At 49.7% G+C, this 17,227-nt stretch carries 13 protein-coding genes; 7 read left to right on the forward strand and 6 right to left on the reverse strand.

What is annotated here, in order from left to right:
* Nucleotides 1-102: 102 nt before the first annotated feature.
* Nucleotides 103-1,704 carry a pentapeptide repeat-containing protein gene (locus H6G50_RS12475; RefSeq protein WP_190716697.1) on the reverse strand — a complete coding sequence of 534 codons (1,602 nt, stop codon included), beginning with the start codon at nucleotides 1,702-1,704 and terminating at the stop codon, nucleotides 103-105.
* Nucleotides 1,705-1,915: 211 nt separating this feature from the next.
* Here H6G50_RS12475 and H6G50_RS12480 point away from each other — a divergent pair, with 211 nt between their 5' ends.
* Nucleotides 1,916-2,755 (forward strand): prephenate/arogenate dehydrogenase, encoded by an 840-nt coding sequence (locus H6G50_RS12480; RefSeq protein WP_190716699.1) that lies wholly within the window; start codon nucleotides 1,916-1,918, stop codon nucleotides 2,753-2,755.
* A 97-nt stretch (nucleotides 2,756-2,852) separates the two neighbouring features.
* Here H6G50_RS12480 and H6G50_RS12485 read toward each other — a convergent pair whose 3' ends face one another.
* The gene (locus tag H6G50_RS12485) at nucleotides 2,853-3,200 is read right to left on the reverse strand and encodes a hypothetical protein (protein ID WP_190716701.1); all 348 of its coding nucleotides are present in this window, start codon (nucleotides 3,198-3,200) and stop codon (nucleotides 2,853-2,855) included.
* A 359-nt stretch (nucleotides 3,201-3,559) separates the two neighbouring features.
* Between H6G50_RS12485 and tmk the strand changes: the two genes are divergently transcribed.
* Entirely contained in the window at nucleotides 3,560-4,195 is a 636-nt protein-coding gene (gene tmk, locus H6G50_RS12490) for a dTMP kinase (protein WP_190716702.1), read from the forward strand.
* A gap of 146 nt (nucleotides 4,196-4,341) precedes the next feature.
* Here the strand turns inward: tmk and H6G50_RS12495 are convergent, their stop codons facing one another.
* Complete coding sequence (locus tag H6G50_RS12495; protein ID WP_190716704.1) at nucleotides 4,342-8,652, reverse strand: CHAT domain-containing protein; 4,311 nt, start codon at nucleotides 8,650-8,652, stop codon at nucleotides 4,342-4,344.
* A gap of 708 nt (nucleotides 8,653-9,360) precedes the next feature.
* Between H6G50_RS12495 and H6G50_RS12500 the strand changes: the two genes are divergently transcribed.
* Nucleotides 9,361-9,720, forward strand: a complete 360-nt coding sequence (locus H6G50_RS12500) for a zinc ribbon domain-containing protein (RefSeq protein WP_190716706.1) — start codon at nucleotides 9,361-9,363, stop codon at nucleotides 9,718-9,720.
* Nucleotides 9,721-9,752: 32 nt separating this feature from the next.
* On the opposite strand, the gene H6G50_RS12505 is transcribed toward H6G50_RS12500, so the two are convergent.
* Together H6G50_RS12505 and H6G50_RS12510 are read right to left on the reverse strand one after the other, a co-directional pair.
* Complete coding sequence (locus tag H6G50_RS12505; RefSeq protein WP_190716708.1) at nucleotides 9,753-10,544, reverse strand: circadian clock KaiB family protein; 792 nt, start codon at nucleotides 10,542-10,544, stop codon at nucleotides 9,753-9,755.
* A 101-nt stretch (nucleotides 10,545-10,645) separates the two neighbouring features.
* Nucleotides 10,646-11,950, reverse strand: a complete 1,305-nt coding sequence (locus H6G50_RS12510) for a type IV pilus twitching motility protein PilT (RefSeq protein WP_190716710.1) — start codon at nucleotides 11,948-11,950, stop codon at nucleotides 10,646-10,648.
* Nucleotides 11,951-12,784: 834 nt separating this feature from the next.
* On the opposite strand from H6G50_RS12510, the gene H6G50_RS12515 reads away from it, so the two are divergent.
* The 4 genes from H6G50_RS12515 to H6G50_RS12530 all read left to right on the forward strand — a co-directional run bounded on the left by H6G50_RS12515 (nucleotide 12,785) and on the right by H6G50_RS12530 (nucleotide 15,867).
* Complete coding sequence (locus H6G50_RS12515) at nucleotides 12,785-13,144, forward strand: hypothetical protein (RefSeq protein WP_190716712.1); 360 nt, start codon at nucleotides 12,785-12,787, stop codon at nucleotides 13,142-13,144.
* Nucleotides 13,145-13,277: 133 nt separating this feature from the next.
* Entirely contained in the window at nucleotides 13,278-14,429 is a 1,152-nt protein-coding gene (locus tag H6G50_RS24550; RefSeq protein ID WP_347239931.1) for an acyl-CoA dehydrogenase family protein, read from the forward strand.
* Entirely contained in the window at nucleotides 14,429-15,187 is a 759-nt protein-coding gene (locus H6G50_RS12525; protein ID WP_199302878.1) for a PIG-L deacetylase family protein, read from the forward strand. The genes H6G50_RS24550 and H6G50_RS12525 overlap by 1 nt, the downstream gene beginning before the upstream one ends.
* A 92-nt stretch (nucleotides 15,188-15,279) precedes the next feature.
* Nucleotides 15,280-15,867, forward strand: a complete 588-nt coding sequence (locus H6G50_RS12530) for an SAM-dependent methyltransferase (RefSeq protein WP_190716713.1) — start codon at nucleotides 15,280-15,282, stop codon at nucleotides 15,865-15,867.
* A gap of 95 nt (nucleotides 15,868-15,962) precedes the next feature.
* Here the strand turns inward: H6G50_RS12530 and H6G50_RS12535 are convergent, their stop codons facing one another.
* A complete protein-coding gene (locus tag H6G50_RS12535; RefSeq protein ID WP_190716715.1) occupies nucleotides 15,963-17,198 on the reverse strand; it encodes a glycosyltransferase in 1,236 nt (411 codons plus the stop codon).
* Between the last annotated feature and the right edge of the window lie 29 nt (nucleotides 17,199-17,227).

A 17,227-nucleotide genomic window follows, 5' to 3' on the forward strand; every position in this document is an offset into this window, starting at 1 on the left:
GCCTGGGGAGAGTTCGACCTCTGTCAACTAGACGCAAATCTAGTTGGCAAGTTGTCTCGCTGAATCAGGAATCCCCGTTACTTTAGTACGGGGAGTGTCAACTTACTTCTCTGAGGTTAGAGTGGGAGAGAGATCCGAGCTAAAAAAATCTTGAATGAATTGAAGAGCGCTTTTGATCGGGGGCAAAACGGTATCGGAATTCTCGTTATTCTCAGGCCAATCTCCCGTGTAGTTATTATCCTGAAAATTAGAATAAGAAGAATGACTCTGACGGCGACCGAAGAAAGGATGATGGTAGATATCGAGCGTTTTCTTATCGGAGTTCGTTAAAACGGTATGGGTATAAGCATGAAGGAAACCATCATCGGCGCTCAGAAATTTTTGCTTTTGAGCGCTCAACTCGCGTAACTGTTCGATCGTGCGATTGACGTTCGCGCTAATGAGCCGAAGTTGCTGGTGAATCGATACGCCGAGCGTTTCCAAGCTCTGCGATTGCAGCATTTCCAATAACATCAAGAGATGTTTTTTAGCACTCTCTGCATCTTTAAACGGAAAGATTGCGCAGTAAGCAACGATAAATAATTGCTCGTTATTTTCAACGCGAAACTCCAAATAAGTTCGCCGCGCGCTGACTTCAACACCCGGGGCTTGTTTCAAATCGGGGCAAACTCGGGCGATTTGCTCGTACATTTGAGCGAGAATTAAGTTCGAGGAGAGATTGTAGGGCGAATCCACCATCACTTGAATAGTAGGAAGCGTTTGGTTAAAAAACTTCTGTGCTTTTTCGGGGGTAAGGCGCAAAACTTGAGTGCGATCGCCGCCCGGACTGAGATCGAGCCAGTCGCAGACTAAGCCTTCTGTTTTTAAACCATAACAGGAAACGCCGTGCAGCTTCGTTCCCGTCAGGATAGCCCCGGTTAAATCTGCCCCACCCCACTCAACATCAATCAAGCGCGCTTGGGTTAAATCGGCGTGAACCAGACTGGTATTGACTAAATTAGCATGACTCAAATCTGCCCCTATCAAATTTGCCCCACTCAGTTTCGTCTGGCTTAAATCCGCCCAGCGTAAATTAGCGCCGCTTAAATCCACCCAGCGTAAATTAGCGCGATGTAGATCTGCACCGCTGAGGTTAGCGCGATTGAGATTGGCTTGAGAGAGTTCGGCATCGCGCAAGTTCGCGCCACTCAAATCGGTGCGACTGATATCGGCACTGCTGAGGATAACCTGCTCGAGAATTGCGCCGGTCAGAATCGCATCGCGCAAATTGACTTCACTCAGGTTGCAATAGCTCAAATTTGCACCTCGCAGGGTTGCTTCGCGCAGATCGGTTCCCGTGAGATTGGCGCTGGTGAGATTCGCGCCGCTGAGTTCGGCGCGAACTAATTCGGCGCGCATAATTAAAGCTTCGACTAATTCGGCTTTACCGAGATCGGCGCGAATGAGATTGGCAACGTTGAGGAGGGCGCGATTGAGCTTTGCGCCCGAGAGATTGGCGGCGTTGAGTCGGGCGACATTCAAGCGCGCTCGATCGAGGTTGGCGCGGCTGAGATTAGCACCACTGAGATTGGCAATATTGAGATTGGCACCGCTTAAATTAATCTCGCTCAGTCTGACTCCTCTTAGATTTGCCTCGTTAAGATTGACTCCACGAAAGTCTCGGACTCCCGCTGCGTATTGAGTAATCAGTTCTTTAACATTCATCCTGGCTTTAAGTCGCAGTTGTCGAAGGGTGGGTAGAGCGGCAAAGGTTTAGGTGGGCTGGGATTGCGCGAGAAACTCAATGTATGGTAGCAAGAAGGATGTCTTTTACGGGGCGATGGTTTATGGGCGAAGGCGATTCGCTTTGGGCGCGCCCCCAGAAAAACGGGGTTAAAGAGGCTGTTTTTGGCGCGAGAGAATTTAGGGTAATTTCATGAAAGTTGGGATTGTCGGACTGGGTTTGATTGGGGGATCGCTGGGTTTGGATTTGCGATCGCGCGGGCTGGAGGTTTTGGGGGTTTCCCGCCGCCGTTCCGTTTGCGAAATCGCGCGCGATCGCGGGGCGGTTGACGAAGCGAGCGTCGATTTGGCGCTCTTACAAAAAGCGGACGTTATTTTTATTTGTACTCCCCTGAGTGCGATCGCGCCAACCGTCCAACAACTGATCCCCTTAGTGTCATCTAATACGATTCTTACCGATGTGGGGTCGGTCAAGCAATCGATCGCGGCGACTTGCTCGAAATTGTCGCCAAATTTTGTCGGCGGACACCCGATGGCAGGAACCGCCGAACAAGGGATAGAGGCGGCACAAGCGAACTTATTCGCCGGTGCGCCTTACGTTCTCACCCCCACGGAAACAACGCCTGCTACCGCTCTTAAAGTTGTTGAAGATTTAGTCGGTTTGCTGGACGCTCGCTTGTATATTTGTTCTCCCGCGCGGCACGATCGCGCCGTGGCTTTTATTTCTCATCTACCCTTGTTTGCCAGTGCGGGATTGATCCAAACTTGCCTACGCGAATCGGACTCGGAAGTCTTACAACTGGCTCAAAAGCTTGCTAGTTCTGGTTTTCGGGATACCAGTCGCATTGGCGGCGGCAATCCGGAGTTGGGCGTTGCGATCGCGCGTCACAATCGCCTCGAATTAGCGCGATCGCTCCGTCAATACCGGCAGGTACTCGATACGCTGATTGAAGAGATCGAGGGGGAAAATTGGGATGCGATCGAGCAATCTTTGCAGGAAAATCAAGGCGCGCGCCCCGATTTTTTAAATTAATAGAAAACTTAACGTTCTCCTAGCCCCGCGCTAGAAGATTCGAGTCGGGACGCGGCAAACAGAGTAGCGTTGCCGCGTCGCCAGAGCGAAGCCAGAGTCAAGAACTAACACTTTCGAGCAGTTGCCAGCGATCGCTTTCTGCGATCGCTCGTTGAACCGACTCAAAGATTTGTCGGCAGTGGTTGTCAAGCTGGAGAGGAAGTTCTTCATTTTTAATCACTAAGCTCATGCGGACTTCCCGAGCCGTCGCTGTGGTGCGATCGACTAAAACTTCGGCTGTGACTAGCTTTGAAAAAGCAATATGTCCGGGAACTTCGCGCCCCATTAAATAATCGCCTGCATCGTAAAGAATTTCAAAATTGCAAGATTTTAGAACTTCCCGCAGGGAGGGGAAGAGGTTTTCAATTGGAACTGCTAGCGTAAATGAGCATACATAACGAGCCATATTCTCGACCCCAGAAATCAAGTTTAGGTAGACTCTCCTATCATAATCGAAGCGTCCTGACATCCGATCTCGCAAAGATCGGCATCCAATTCTTTTTTCGCCGACCCATTTCCTTGAAGGTTAATCGAACTTCAGTAAAATTACTGGAAATTCGCAAACTTAGAGGTGGAAGGAAAAAAGCAGGAAAAGCGAGGACGGCAAGATATTATGGAGAGTTGAAGCGAGCCATCAGCCGAACTGACGGCGCAAAGAAAGCAGAAGCAAAAAAAACACTCAAAATCCTTTGCGCTCAACACCTTTCTTAGTGCGATACTCGTCATCCGGATAGTTCGGTCGATTGAAGCGAGGAAAATTTGCGCATGAATGGAAAACTCATTGTATTCGAGGGCGGCGAAGGCGCGGGGAAAACGACTCAAATCGAGAGGACGCGCGCTTGGCTTTCCCGACATCTCCCCCCACACATTCCGCTACTCGTCACGCGGGAACCGGGCGGAACGCACCTGGGGACGAGCATTCGCAGCTTGTTACTCGATCGCGCAACAGCCTCAGAAACGCCCCACAATCGCACGGAACTGCTGCTTTACGCCGCCGATCGCGCCCAGCACGTCGAAACTTGTTTAAGACCCGCTCTGGCTGACAATACGATAATTTTATGCGATCGCTACACGGATTCGACGGTTGCGTATCAAGGGTACGGTCGCGGTCTTAACCTCGAGATGATCGAACAACTCAATCGTATCGCCACGGGAGGATTAAAGAGCGATTTAACCCTGTGGTTGGATTTAGAGGTCGAAATTGGCTTAGAACGGGCGAGACGGCGTTCTGTGCGCGATCGCATGGAAGCGGCAGAATTAACCTTTCATAAGCGGGTTCGCGCTGGGTTCGAGCAACTGGCTGGAGACAATCCGCAGCGTATCGTTCGTATTGATGCGAGTTTGGAGGTGGAGAAGGTGAGCGCTCAAATCGAGAAAGTGCTGCGCGATCGCATTTTATAATGAATAATGAATAGTGAATAATGAATAATTTACAATGGACAATTAATTGATAATGTTCGGAGTCTTTTTGACCCAGACCAACCCTTCAACTTCTGACTGCCTCAACATTATCCATTATTCATTATCTATTATTCATTATCAATTATTTACCACGGATTCCCGACTAAGGTAAAAGCACTCCAATAGTAAGGATGAGTTAAATTGCGATCGCCCAACTGGACTAATTCAGGCGTTAGCGGAAAACTCCCTTGCGGCGTTACTAATTGTCCTTTTTCCAAGCGAACTTTTCCTTGACTCATCGCTAACTGTACCTGCCGCAATGCTTCAGCCTTAATCGATGCCGTTTTCAACTGTTCGTAAAAACCCACCATCAAACCCAGCGTTCCTTCATCGCTGACATACCACAGACTGCCCAGCACTGATTTTACCCCTGCTTGGGCAGCAAGCCCCGCAAATCCGAGTTCCGCGTCGCGATCGCCCAATGCCGTGCGACAGGCACTTAAGACCAACAAATCTACCGGCGGCTGTGCTAATTTGAGTTGGCGAATTCGATCTAAACTCAAGCGCGAATCTCCCCAAAACTGGATGAAAGAATTCTCTGATTTGCCCGAATTGAACTCAGCATGAGAAGCGAGGTGAACGATACTGTAAGGCGTAGCATTGCGCGTTTCAATTAGCTTTTCTTGAGTGAAATCACTTCCTGATAACTCTTCTCCCTTCCACACATTTTGAGTAATAAGTTGCAATTCCAAGGATGCCGCCGGGAGGGGCGGTAAATCGACAAAGGTATCAGAACCCATACCCAGCACGGGTAAATTTTTAATATCGCGGTAGCGCGTATCGACGAGCGATAGACTCGGCATCAATCCGACGCTATACTGTTCGATGATGAACTTGTTGCCATCGTGAAGCGCTGCAACGGGGAGCGATCGCAACCCAGCATCCAAAATAAAAGAAATATTCGTAATTTCCCGCAACTTTAACTGTTCCTGCACGGGTGCAATTATCCAGTCGTACAACTGTTTTGAAGGCGCGAGATAAGCAGTTCGACGACTAACATTCGTCACAGCGCTGCGAAATCGATTGGCAACTTCCATCACTTGCGCGCGCGTCACGCCCTCGATTCGGCGGCGATAAGGAGTTCCTTTTGCCGTAACCATCATTAACTCTAATTCATCCGTATCCGGGTTTGTTCGGTTCGCATCAATGGGGACAAAAGTCACATAGAGAATAGCGGGTTTTTCTCCAGTATTATCTTCAATATCGTGTAAAATTTCCCGAACGTTATCGAGAGAACTAAAATGAATTTCTGCGCTGCCTCCGTAGCCAACAAAATCGTTAGTAAAGCGTTCTTCGATACCCTCTAGCGTACTCGTTGTAACTTCGGGGGTTGGTTGCTTGAGTACATCGCTACCGCCGCCACAATAAGGAGGACAAGTATCTAAGGGGAATCTAAGCGGGCTGGGGTTGGTTGGAATATCGTTATTTGGGTTTGGGGGGCGATCGGGGTTTGGGGGGCGATCGGGGTTTTGAGCGAGATTAACTTGAAGTTGTACCGATTGCGAGTTAGAGAACGGAATGCGATCGTCAGCCACGACATCAAATAAATTAACCAATCCCGTAAAATTAGAATCGGTAGTAAAGCTTAAAACATCGCCAACTATCAACTTTTGCGACGAACCCGCCGTCAAAACGATTGAACTTCCACCGCGAAGTAACGTCAGCGTTCCCGTCCCCGTAATGTTACTAATAACGATGGAATTATTAATAAAATCATCTAAATTAGCATCCGTTACTTGCTTTTCAATATCGGCAAAAGTAATTTGAAAAGATTGACCGGGTTGTAAAGTGGTTACGGGATTGGTAAATGGTGCAATAACGGGAGGCGTATTAATCGAGGTAATCGTAATATTCGGCTGCGGCACGTCGGAACCTCCCGTCGGTTTCATGTCAAAAGAACCCGCAGCCAGAGGAGTTCCATCCGTATTAATCGCCCCTGCCAACCCATTAACGCTCGTCGCATCCCCGATAATGAAGGGATCGTTATTCGGTCCGCCATCGTGCTGAATTGTCACCGTCCCCGCAATTTTCGGTCCACCCGTTACAATTCCTTGGGTATCAATCGTTGTCCCTGCCCCCGTTCCCCGCACTCGCCCAGTCGCAAGGACATCCACCTTACCGCCTTGCCCCGTACCCGTAGAATCACCCTGTCCCGTTGTTGTAATGCTGGTAAATTGAATATCGCTACCGGGAGTTGGTTCCGATTTCAGGCTGACATCTCCCCCTCGTCCATCTGCCGAACCTACACTAATATTGTTTCCGATTGCGGCTGAAGTAATCGCGCCTGCATTAATCGTGCTACCCGATGCCAAAGTAATGTCACCCCCTCGAGCGCTTACTGGCCCTAAACCGTTTGCACTAGCAGTAGAAGCGATCGCACCGACATTCATGGCGCTGCCCGATATCAGTTTAATTTCGCCGCCTGTGGCTATTGCCGTCGTTCCAGAACCGCTTAGTGAGGCTGTAGCCGTAGAAGTAATCGCGCCTGCATTAATCGTGCTACCCGATGTCAAAGTAACGTCACCCCCTTTAGCTACCGTTCCATAACCGCTTCCTGTAGCAATGGTAGTAATCGTGCCTGTATTAATAGCGCCGCCTGCATCAATCGTGACTATACCACCCGTTGCTGTAACCGGACTCGACGCTGTGGTAGTCGCAGAAGTATTAATATCCCCGGTTGTCACGCTACCTCCAGCGTTTAAACGAATATCTGCCCCTATTACTTGAGGGTCATTACTACCAAAACTCGTGTTAATGTTACCAATCGCGATATTATTTCCCGCAGTAATCTCAATAAAACGCCCACCCGTAGCGTCTCCTTCTAAGGCAATACTTTGTCCCGCACCGTTAAAGTCTCGTAACGCGCTGAATGAGATGCTGGTAACCGACGTAGGGCTAAAATCTAACGAAGTATTGAGGTTGATATCGCGACTGGCTTGTAAGATAATATCGCCTGATAAAGACAGTAATTTAGTCGCGCCGATGGTAAAGTCCGTAAAAGCATCTACATCACCCGCCAAAATTTGATTATCGTCGAGTTGAGCATCATCCGCCCCTGCACCCGCAATAATATTAATATCTCTGGGGTCGAATAAAATTGTACCGAGAAGACCGTTACTCGCTCCTGCATCCGCATTTCCATTAAAGACTAATTTGTCTTTCCCGGAAATTTCAATAAAACCGCCGTTGCCTGAATTAATGCCCCCTCTGGCGCTAGCACTTCCATAAAATCCGGTCACTTCGTTCGACCAATTGATAATTCTGCCGCCGTTCCCGTTCAAACCGGCATTAGCATTTAAAACTGAATCTTGGCTGACATAAGTTCGCGCCGCATTGGGAACATTCCCCTGTCCTTGGTAATCGCCACCGATACGAATATTGCCGCCGCTGCCCTCGCTTCCCGAAGCATTTAAGTTCGCGCCGATTAGGGCTATCTTTTGTCCCAATACGTCAATATTTCCGCCAGAGGTTCCACTCGCATTGAGGCTTCCGGAAATAACTGTCGTTCCGTTTGTCGTTGGAATCGTGCTTCCGGAACTCGCTAACTGAACTTGGTTACTCGCGTTAAGGGTTAAGCCAGTATTTACATTTTGAGTGGCGGAACTGGTGAGGAGTTGGGGCAGTTGTAAGGCGTTGAACGGGAGAACTTGACCGTTAAGATCGCGAGGCGGCTGAATTTCGAGACTGAGGAGGGATCCGGGTTGAGAAATTTTGACGGAACTACTACCGGGAATCGCTGCAATTGCAATATTTCCAGCATTCGCAGTTAGCGTTCCCGTATTAACAACGGTTCCGCCTAATAAACTTAAGTTTTTTCCGGCATCGACGGCTAAGTTTCCAGCATTGACAATTGCACCCGCTGAGGAGGAGTCGAACGCAAATTGATTGGGCGTACCGTTTAAAGCGAGGTAATTATTATCGCCAAACGCATTAAACCAACCGCCATTATTGAAGCCGATTCCTGTTGCTGTTGTTGCGGTGAAATCGGCTGGGACATTCAAACTCGCTCCCGCACCAAAGATGATTCCAGCCGGATTCATTAAGTAGAGATTGGAGTTGCCGCCGCTAACTTGAATTAAGCCGTTAATCACCGATGGATCGCCGCCGGTAACGCGCGCTAAGATATTCGCGATACTCGGATTCGAGAGAAAATTGGCAACGCTATTAGCATCGAGATTAAAGGCTTGAAAGCTATGAAATAAGTTGGCTTTATCTGCCGATAGACTACCGCCGAAAATATCGATACGGTTGCCGTTGACTAAAACCTGCGTTCCTGTAGCATCAGCAGCGGGGACAATCGTTTGGGCTAAAGCTGGAGGCGCAAAACACGCTGCCCGCACCCAAAACCCAAGGAGTAAGCCAAACCCGTAACACCCAGAAAAAAAGGAAGATTTCATACAAAAAATCGTTAGGAACGTTTAGGAATTTTTAGCAGCGCGAGTATCTAACATCTAAGCTGTTTTCTTGGCTTTGAATTTTTTTTTGGAAGAAGAATGAATGCGAGCAAGTGTTAACATACATCTATAGCAGCGAACGGCAAGTAGGTAAGCGTGCTTTTGCGTTGGTTTTGATGAAACCGAGAACGGTTTTAGCGGAACAATTTGAGGAAGGAAACTCTTTAGGAAGAAAAAGACGCTAGCTGGCAGATGCAGTCAGGTCTATAAATATCCTTGAAAAGGCGTGAGAGGCTTTCAAGGATTTTAAATTTTTAATTCTGCCCAGCACGCTTATATTTATTTTCTATCGTAACCAGTGAAGAGTAAGATCGCCTATAGGGTTTACCCAAAAAATACATGAAAAAGAACCGCAGTTGTAATCTAGGGGCTGCGGTTCGAGTCTGAAGGAGTATTTAAGGAGTATTCAACCTAATGGCGATTGTAAAATAGATGTCGAACAAAGTAAGGCTGGTTACAGTTTTGGAAACAAGGGGCTAGGAGACTACGATCGAGCGTTCCGATTGGCAGGGGGTTTGCTGAGTACGTTTGCCGAACGTAGGGGGTGGTAAACCCAATTTTTTTGATAATTTATATAGAATAGGAGCAAGCGGTTGACGATAGTGGCAGCGATCGCTGCATCTATACAGTATTGGGATATACCTTTTGCTTATGCCTTCTTGTCCCCAGTGCGATAACCCCGTTACCACCGACGCGCTGCGTTGTCCTCACTGCAACGAGACGCTGAAAGCCTTCGGACATCCGGGAATTCCTTTACATCGCGCGACAAAGCAAGCTTCTTTGTGCGAGAGTTGTCTGTACGATCGAGATGATTCTTGTACGTTTCCCCAGCGTCCCGATGCGAAAACTTGTACGCTGTATCGAGATGTCTCGCAATTACAACCGGAAACCGAACGGGTAACATACCGCGTTGGAGGAATGGCCGGGTTGAAGGCGTGGTGCGACCTCAATCGGGGTTGGTTAATGGCGGGGGGACTATTGGGCGCGAGTCTTTGGCTGGCTTTACGCTAATCCACCTATCGAGCCACATTGCATACAAAAAGTCAATAGTTAAAAATTACTTGTAACACGCGCTCCAAATTGTCTAAGTCTCCGACAATGCGCCGCACGGGTTCGGGCAGAACTCGCACAAGGGTAGGAGTTGCGGAAACTTGATTCGACTCTGCTTCTTCGGGATGCTTGTAAATATCGATCACTTTCAAGGTATAGGGATAAGGCAGTCCGGTTTCTAAAAGCTGATGGATTCGTTGCAGAGTTTTCTCGGTTGAGGCACTGCTACCGGAAACAAACAACCGCAGCACGTAGCCGGGAGTCTCGGAATGCGCCTCATTTGCACTCACCCGACTTCGCACCGCTCCCTTCAAGCTCGAGTCGTTTTGATAATTGACGATTAATTCGCGTTCCTCCCACAGTTGCGGAAACTCGGAGCGATAGGATTCGAGGAGGGTTGGGTCGCAGGAAGCGTCTTGCCAGGGCGCAATCTGCCAGACTAAATTTCCCGTTCCGAAGACAGCATTGAGCAGGGTTTGATGATGCTGGACGGGCGGATGGACTTCAGCAAAGATTTCAATCTCTTTCGTTTTCGGATTGAGCCAGCGGTCTAGGGTAGCGGTGTAGCCTGGAACGAGAAAGTGCGGCGGTTCGGGCAGCCCAAAAATTTCCTGGAGAGCGCTACAGAGTTGAAAATGCCATCGACCCTGTTTTTCAGGATCGAGGCAATAGACGAGATCGCCGCCGGGGGTAAACAGGGCGATTCCTTTGAATAATTCGGGGGTGCGATCCGGTACGGAGCCGCGTAACGGTGCGCGACTCGGATCGAGGGAAGATGAATACATATTGCGATCGCAAGGGCATGGTTCCTTAAGGTTAGCGCGTCTATTCTTCAGTGGCGCACGCCGCACCTGACTCGGCAACTCATACCCTTGCTCCGACCGTCTTAGATACGACCGCGCAGCATCATAGACATTTCGTTGGTTGTCGGCGAACATTCCAAGGCTGTTTCCTCAGTAATGCGCCCTTCTTGATAGAGATTGAACAGCGATTGGTTCATCGTAATCATACCGTCGAATTCCCCATCTCTCATCAACTCGTGCATCTCTTCGTAATTGCCTTTACGAATATACTCTTTCATCGTTTCCGTATTCACCAAGATGTCGTGGTAAGCGGCGCGCTTACCGTCGGTGGTACGACACAACCCTTGGGCGATCACCGCAACCAACGATTCGGCAATGGCAACCCGCATGGCATCCTGTTCTTCAGCGGTGTACAACGTCAGAATCCGCTCGATGGTTTTGATGGCGCTGTTGGTGTGCAGCGTTCCCATAACCAAGTGACCCGTTTGCGCTGCTTTGAGGGCGGTGTTCACTGTGCCTTTATCCCGCATTTCCCCCACCAGAATGATGTCGGGGTCTTCCCGCAAGGAGGCCTTAAGCGCGTTATCGAATAACAGCGTGTGTTGTCCGACTTCCCGCTGTTTAATTAACGATTTCCGGCTTTTATGCACGAATTCAACCGGATCTTCGATGGTGATAATGTTTTTGGCGTGTTCTTTATTGATGTAATCGATCATCGCGGCCAAGGTCGTCGATTTCCCGGAACCCGTCGGCCCTGTTACCAACACCATGCCTTTGTGCGCGTCGGAGATATCCCGGAAAATTGGCGGCAAACGCAATTGGTCGATGGTGAGAATTTTTAAGGGAATCAACCGCATGACGATCGCGGGGCCGGTGAGAGAATCAAATACGTTAATCCGCACCCGCGCGAATTCATACTGCGTCGCGCCGTCGTATTCTTTGGTATCTTTGAAGCGCTGAATTTCTTGGTCGGTGAGAACTTCGTGCAACCAACTGTAGAAGGTGTTTTCGTCGGTTTCGGGGTACTCGGTCACTGAGATTTCGCCGCGATCGCGCATTCGCGGCACTTCACCCACCCCGAGGTGAATATCTGAAAAGCCTTTCTCGTGGGCTTCGTGGACAAGCTCGTTTAAAGTCGGATTTCCCGGCGAACGCTGCGGTTTGTTCGATTGCGCTGGCGCGGCTGCCGGTTGCGCGACCTGCCCTCGTGCGGGCGGCGCGCTCGGACGCGGCATCATTGGCGGTCTTGCGGGCATGGCCTGCGTCATCTGTCGCGTTACGTCGGATGCACCTCTGGCCCCAGCGATTCCTCCTGGTGGAGGAGCAGGCGGGCGGCCCATTGCTGGCGGAGGGGGGACGGCTGGACGCTGGGGTTGTCGTTCTGTCATGTTTCAACTACCGCGCTTTTTTTGAAATGGATGGATACAGACTGATTTAGGGAGGACTTACGCGAAAAAAACCCGATGGCAATGGAAAATCGTTAAGTTGGCCACAGAGCGACGAATAAACCCGGTTTTTGGTCTCGTCGTGCTATAAGTCCCGATCGAGCAAGTTGAGTTCATTCAATCATAACTAAATCCTCGATCGCGAATCCTACTTCTGCCTCCTTAACGTTCCATTTCTGAGAAATATTACCCTTATTGTTACAAAATATTAACTTCTCCATCAAGGCTATTTCAGGGGTCGCGATCGCGACTCATTTTCTCCGTACCGAGAGTTAGGAGAGGCAATACCTTGGAATGCTCGGGAAGGCTCGATCTTTGACCCGAAGCGCGATCGCGGGTAGCCCTCCGAAAAAACCCGGTTTTTGAGAACCTTATACCCATTAAAAATTAAAAAGGAAGAAACCTAGATATATTAGGGGTTTCAGCCTCAAGATGTGTCGTCCGAACTCGGAGAACTGGTATTATCGCCTGCGGTTTTCCCGGAATTGTGCCGAGCTTGTATTAACTTTAATTAAAAATCGCTCATCTAACTTGAAAAACTCCTACAATCTATAAAGATTCTCGCGTGTCTGTGAGGGAAGACATTCGCGGAAGTTAAAAATGCACAAAATGCAAAGTTTTTAAGGTTTTAAAAAGTCGATCTGTATGGAAGCGTGAGAGCATCTCGCTGACTCATCGGACTGATAGATTCATCGAGAAATTTTTGGTGAATCGAAAGCAAGTTTTCATGAATTTTACATTATCAAAAATTCTTTAAATTGAGAGGAAAAGATCGCCGTGTTAGTCCAACACAAAATCCTGGCCCCGAAATTCGCCTTACCTCCGCTCAAAAGCTTTTTATTGTGGAGCGCAACGCTAGCAGCTTTCTCGCTTGCCTTGAGCGTTCCGGTGGGATTGCTCGTCTTAGCAATCGCGGCGTTCTCTGCCCTAACTGGGTTCTTCGGGCTGCTGAACCCAATCGCGATCGCAGCCAGTAGTTTCGTAACTTTAAACCTTCTTTTTATTATTATCGGTGCTGCGATCGCGAGTAAAAAAGGCTTATATCCCCATCAAGTCCGATGGCTGAATTGGCTCAATCCTAAACTTCCCTTCGCTTGTCCGTTAACCTGCGAACTTGCCTCTGGCAATAAAGAGTAGCTCGAGCCTACCAAAAGAGAGACGCTTTTTGCTCGATCCGCCAGCATAATAGGAATTTGGTCAGTATAGATATTATAGGGATAGCAAAATTACTACTCTACAGTTTGAACCTGCCTCTAAAACGACGAGCGCGATCGCGAATCTTGTCGCACGAGCGTCAGAGTTAGCGGAAGAATTCGCGGCAGGGGCGGCAGCAGTGGATTATAACGGAGCCTTTCCCGTCGTAGAATTCGATGGGATTGCTGCTGCTGGTTTGCTCGCTGCCCCTTTACGTCCTGCTCTGGGCGGCTGCGGTTTAGGAATCGACGCTCGTTTTACCCGCGAGTTATTATTAATCCTTAAAGCGATCGGACGCGGCAATCTCGCGGTCGGTCGCGTTTATGAAGGTCATGTTAATGCCTTACAATTAATTCAAACTTTCGGAACTCCCGAACAAATCGATCGCTATGCCAGAGATGCGCGCGATCGCCACAAAATTTTTGGAGTCTGGAACGCCGAAGATAGCGAAGGTTTAAATATTGTTCCCCTCGGAGACGGACGCTATCGCCTCGCCGGTTCAAAAACCTTTTGTTCTGGGGCGGGTTACGTCGATCGTCCCTTTGCTAACGGTAAGTTGCCCGATGGTTCCTGGCAAATGTGCATCGTGCCGATGGATGAAGTGCATACTGAAAGCGATCCCTCTTGGTGGCAACCGGCGGGAATGCGTGCCACCGCTAGCTACAAAATCGATTTTACTGGAGTGGAACTCGATCGCGCCGATTTAATCGGAGAACCGGGCGATTATATGCGCCAACCCTGGCTGACAGCGGGAGTCGTTCGCTTTGCCTCAGTACAGTTAGGTGCGGCGGAAGCCTTGTTCGATCTGACGCGGGAATTTATTCGAGGGGAAAATCGTACCAGCTATCCCTTCCACCAAGAACGACTCGGACGCATGGCGATTGCTATAGAAACGGGCAACTTATGGTTGCGCGCAGCAGCAGAATGCTTAAGCGACTACGATCCTCAGTTTGCTGGGGAACCGAACCAGGTTTGCGCTGAAGCCGACAGACTGCTGGCTTATGCAAATATGATGCGAACCACCGTCGAGCAGGTTTGTATGGATGCGATTCAACTGTGCGAGCGATCGGTTGGGACTCGCGGTTTGCTGCCCCCCAATCCCATCGAGCGCATCGTTCGCGATTTAACCTTGTATTTGCGACAACCCGCTTACGATGCGGCTATTGCAGGGGTGGGCGCTTATGTTTTGGCGAGTGAAACGCCCGTCGAGCGACTGTGGAAATTCTGATGAGTGCTTATTCCTTTGTAACCGAACCGGATTTGAAGTCGTTGCAGTTGGAATCGGTAGCCGAGCCGATTTTGGTTGTTGCGCCGCATCCGGATGACGAGACGCTGGGCTGCGGCGGCGCGATCGCGCAATTGCGATCGATGGGGAAATGCGTGCGCGTGCTAGTCGTCAGCGACGGTACGATGTCGCACCCCAACTCTCGCAAGTATCCGCCCCAGAAACGGCGACAACTTCGGGAAGGGGAAACGATCGCGGCGCTGGCATTATTAGGGGTTGAAGCCGATAAGATTGCCTTCTTGCGGCTGCCGGATGGGGCAGTGCCTACCGTTGCACCGGAAACCGAAGCCACGGCGGACGCGATCGCGCGCTGTCGGGCTTATTTGAGCCAATATCCGCCCGCAACCTTATTTTTACCCTACCAGTTCGATCCGCACCCCGACCACCGCGCGACGTGGCAATTGGTGCAAGCTGCCCTGCGAGCGCTTTCTTCTACGGCGTGCTGGCTCGAATATCCAATTTGGGACTGGGATCCGCAGCAAGGACAGCCTTTTGATTTGGAGCAATATCGAGCTTGGCAGGTTGAGATTGGCGAAGGACTTGGGTTGAAAAAAGACGCGATCGCCTGCTATCGCTCGCAGCTTGGCGGTTTAATCGACGACGATCCCGATGGCTTTCAATTAACCCCAGAATTAATCGCTAGCTTTACCCAACCTCTAGAAATTTATCTCGAGCCTTACACTTCCATTCTGGATTGCTAATAAATCTACAATTACGAATTACAAACCTTTAACTCCCTTGCTAAGTTAACCTATCGCTCCCCAATTACGAATTACGAATTACGAATTAATTTATGACCATTGAACGCTCCTTATCTGCCGATTATTTTGACAACCTGTATAGTGCCGATCCCGATCCTTGGAAGTTTGAAACCAGCGCTTACGAAGCTCAGAAATATGAGGCGACTATCGCGGCACTAAACCGCGATCGCTACCCATCTGCCCTTGAAATTGGCTGTTCCATCGGCGTTTTAACTGAAAAGCTGGCTGCACGGTGCGATAAGCTCCTCTCGCTCGATGTCTCCAGTCTAGCCCTAGAAAAAGCGATCGATCGCTGCCAAAATTCACCGCACGTCCGCTTCCAAGTTCTCAACGTTCCTAAGCAATTCCCAGATGAAACTTTTGACCTAATTGTTGTCTCGGAGGTTGGTTATTATTGGTGTTGGGAAGATTTAAAATTAGCGCAGGAAAAGATTTATTCTTCTTTGACTCCGAAGGGACAACTTTTACTCGTTCACTGGATTCATGACGCACCCGATTATCCTTTACGGGGCAACCATGTCCACGATTCATTTCAGGAGTTTGCCGCCGGTCGGTTGCACCAATGTACGAGCCAAAGAACCGATAATTACCGCTTGGATTTATACGAAAAGATAGAGTAATCTATTTTTGGATTCTGTTGATAAATTTTATCTCAAGAATTGTAGGGACGTTGTATACAACGTCCCTACGAGTTAGGGTCTGTAGTAGACAGTCTTCAATTGGGCAGTAAAAATCTCCCTATCTGCCCGTTTGCCCCATTGAGCCTGAAGTCGTTCAGCCGAAGCCGAAGATCGGCGATCGCGACTTCAATATTAACCGCCGTCCATTGCTGCTGCCACAGACCGCGAGCGTGCTGTGCTTGTTTGAGGTAATGGTAAAATGCCTGAAAAGAGCCAGATCGCGCGATCGCTCCCTTAATTTGTTCTGGCATAATTGCGAAACGCTCGGCCAATTGAACCACCGTGCGATCGCAACAAGGTTCGCCCTTAGCCACGCGCTCCCACAACAAGCGCAACTCGCGTTTGGCGTGCAATCTGGCCTCAATGGCTTCGACTGGCTCCACTAAAAACGCCTGTCCTCGCTCTCCCATGTTCTGCCAAACGCTTAATTGATTGGCTAAACCGAGATTCGTGCGTCCGGTTTGTCGCGCCGAAGTCGTAACGCGCATTAAAGGGCTATGGCGCAAGCGCGCCCCCGCTTTCACCAGCGCCTCGCGAAAGGCCACATCTTCAGGCGTTCGTACTAATGGCATCCCGCCCGCTCGCGCATACATCGCACAAGTGACAGCAAAATTAGCCCCAAAAAATTGATAGTGACGCGGCGCGCAGTCGAAAGGATCGGGATCGATACAATCTTCAAGCTGCGTCATCAAGGAATGATAGCCCACCGCTCGCAAGTAGGAAGCGCGGGCGTGAGAGTCGAGCGCCGCACGTCCCGCCGCATCGACGACAATGCGCCCGCCAATCGCATCGGCTCCGTGGGAGATTTCGCGCATAATTGCAGCAATCCACCGAGAATCGACTTGCGTATCGCCATCGGTAGAAGCAATAACGCCGCGCGGGTGAAATCGCAAGCGTCGATAGGCTTCGTCTAATAATAATTGTCGGACGCGACCGATATATGCTTCTTCAGGGGGAAGAGTTCGCTCGACAAGATGCAAGGCAAATTCCGGATGCTGGCGGGCGAAACGGCGGACGATTTCGGCGGAATCATCGGTGCAATTATTCGCAAAGACGATGACTTCATAACGCTTGTGGTTGAGCGTGCGCCCTTTAAAATCCTTTTGCTCGAACAAAGCGGCGAGGGTGGCAGGCAACGTTTCGGCTTCGTTGCGGACGGGAACAATTGCGCACACCTCGCAGTCTTTCAAGGGAGGAGATGCAACGAGGCGATCGCCATTCGTGAAAGTTTTTTGAGCGGTTGGAAAATTGAATAATGTTTTGACGGACACGGGAAGTGTGGAGGAGAAATAGTGAGGGA

Source organism: Oscillatoria sp. FACHB-1406 (assembly GCF_014698145.1).
Taxonomy (GTDB): domain Bacteria; phylum Cyanobacteriota; class Cyanobacteriia; order Cyanobacteriales; family Spirulinaceae; genus FACHB-1406.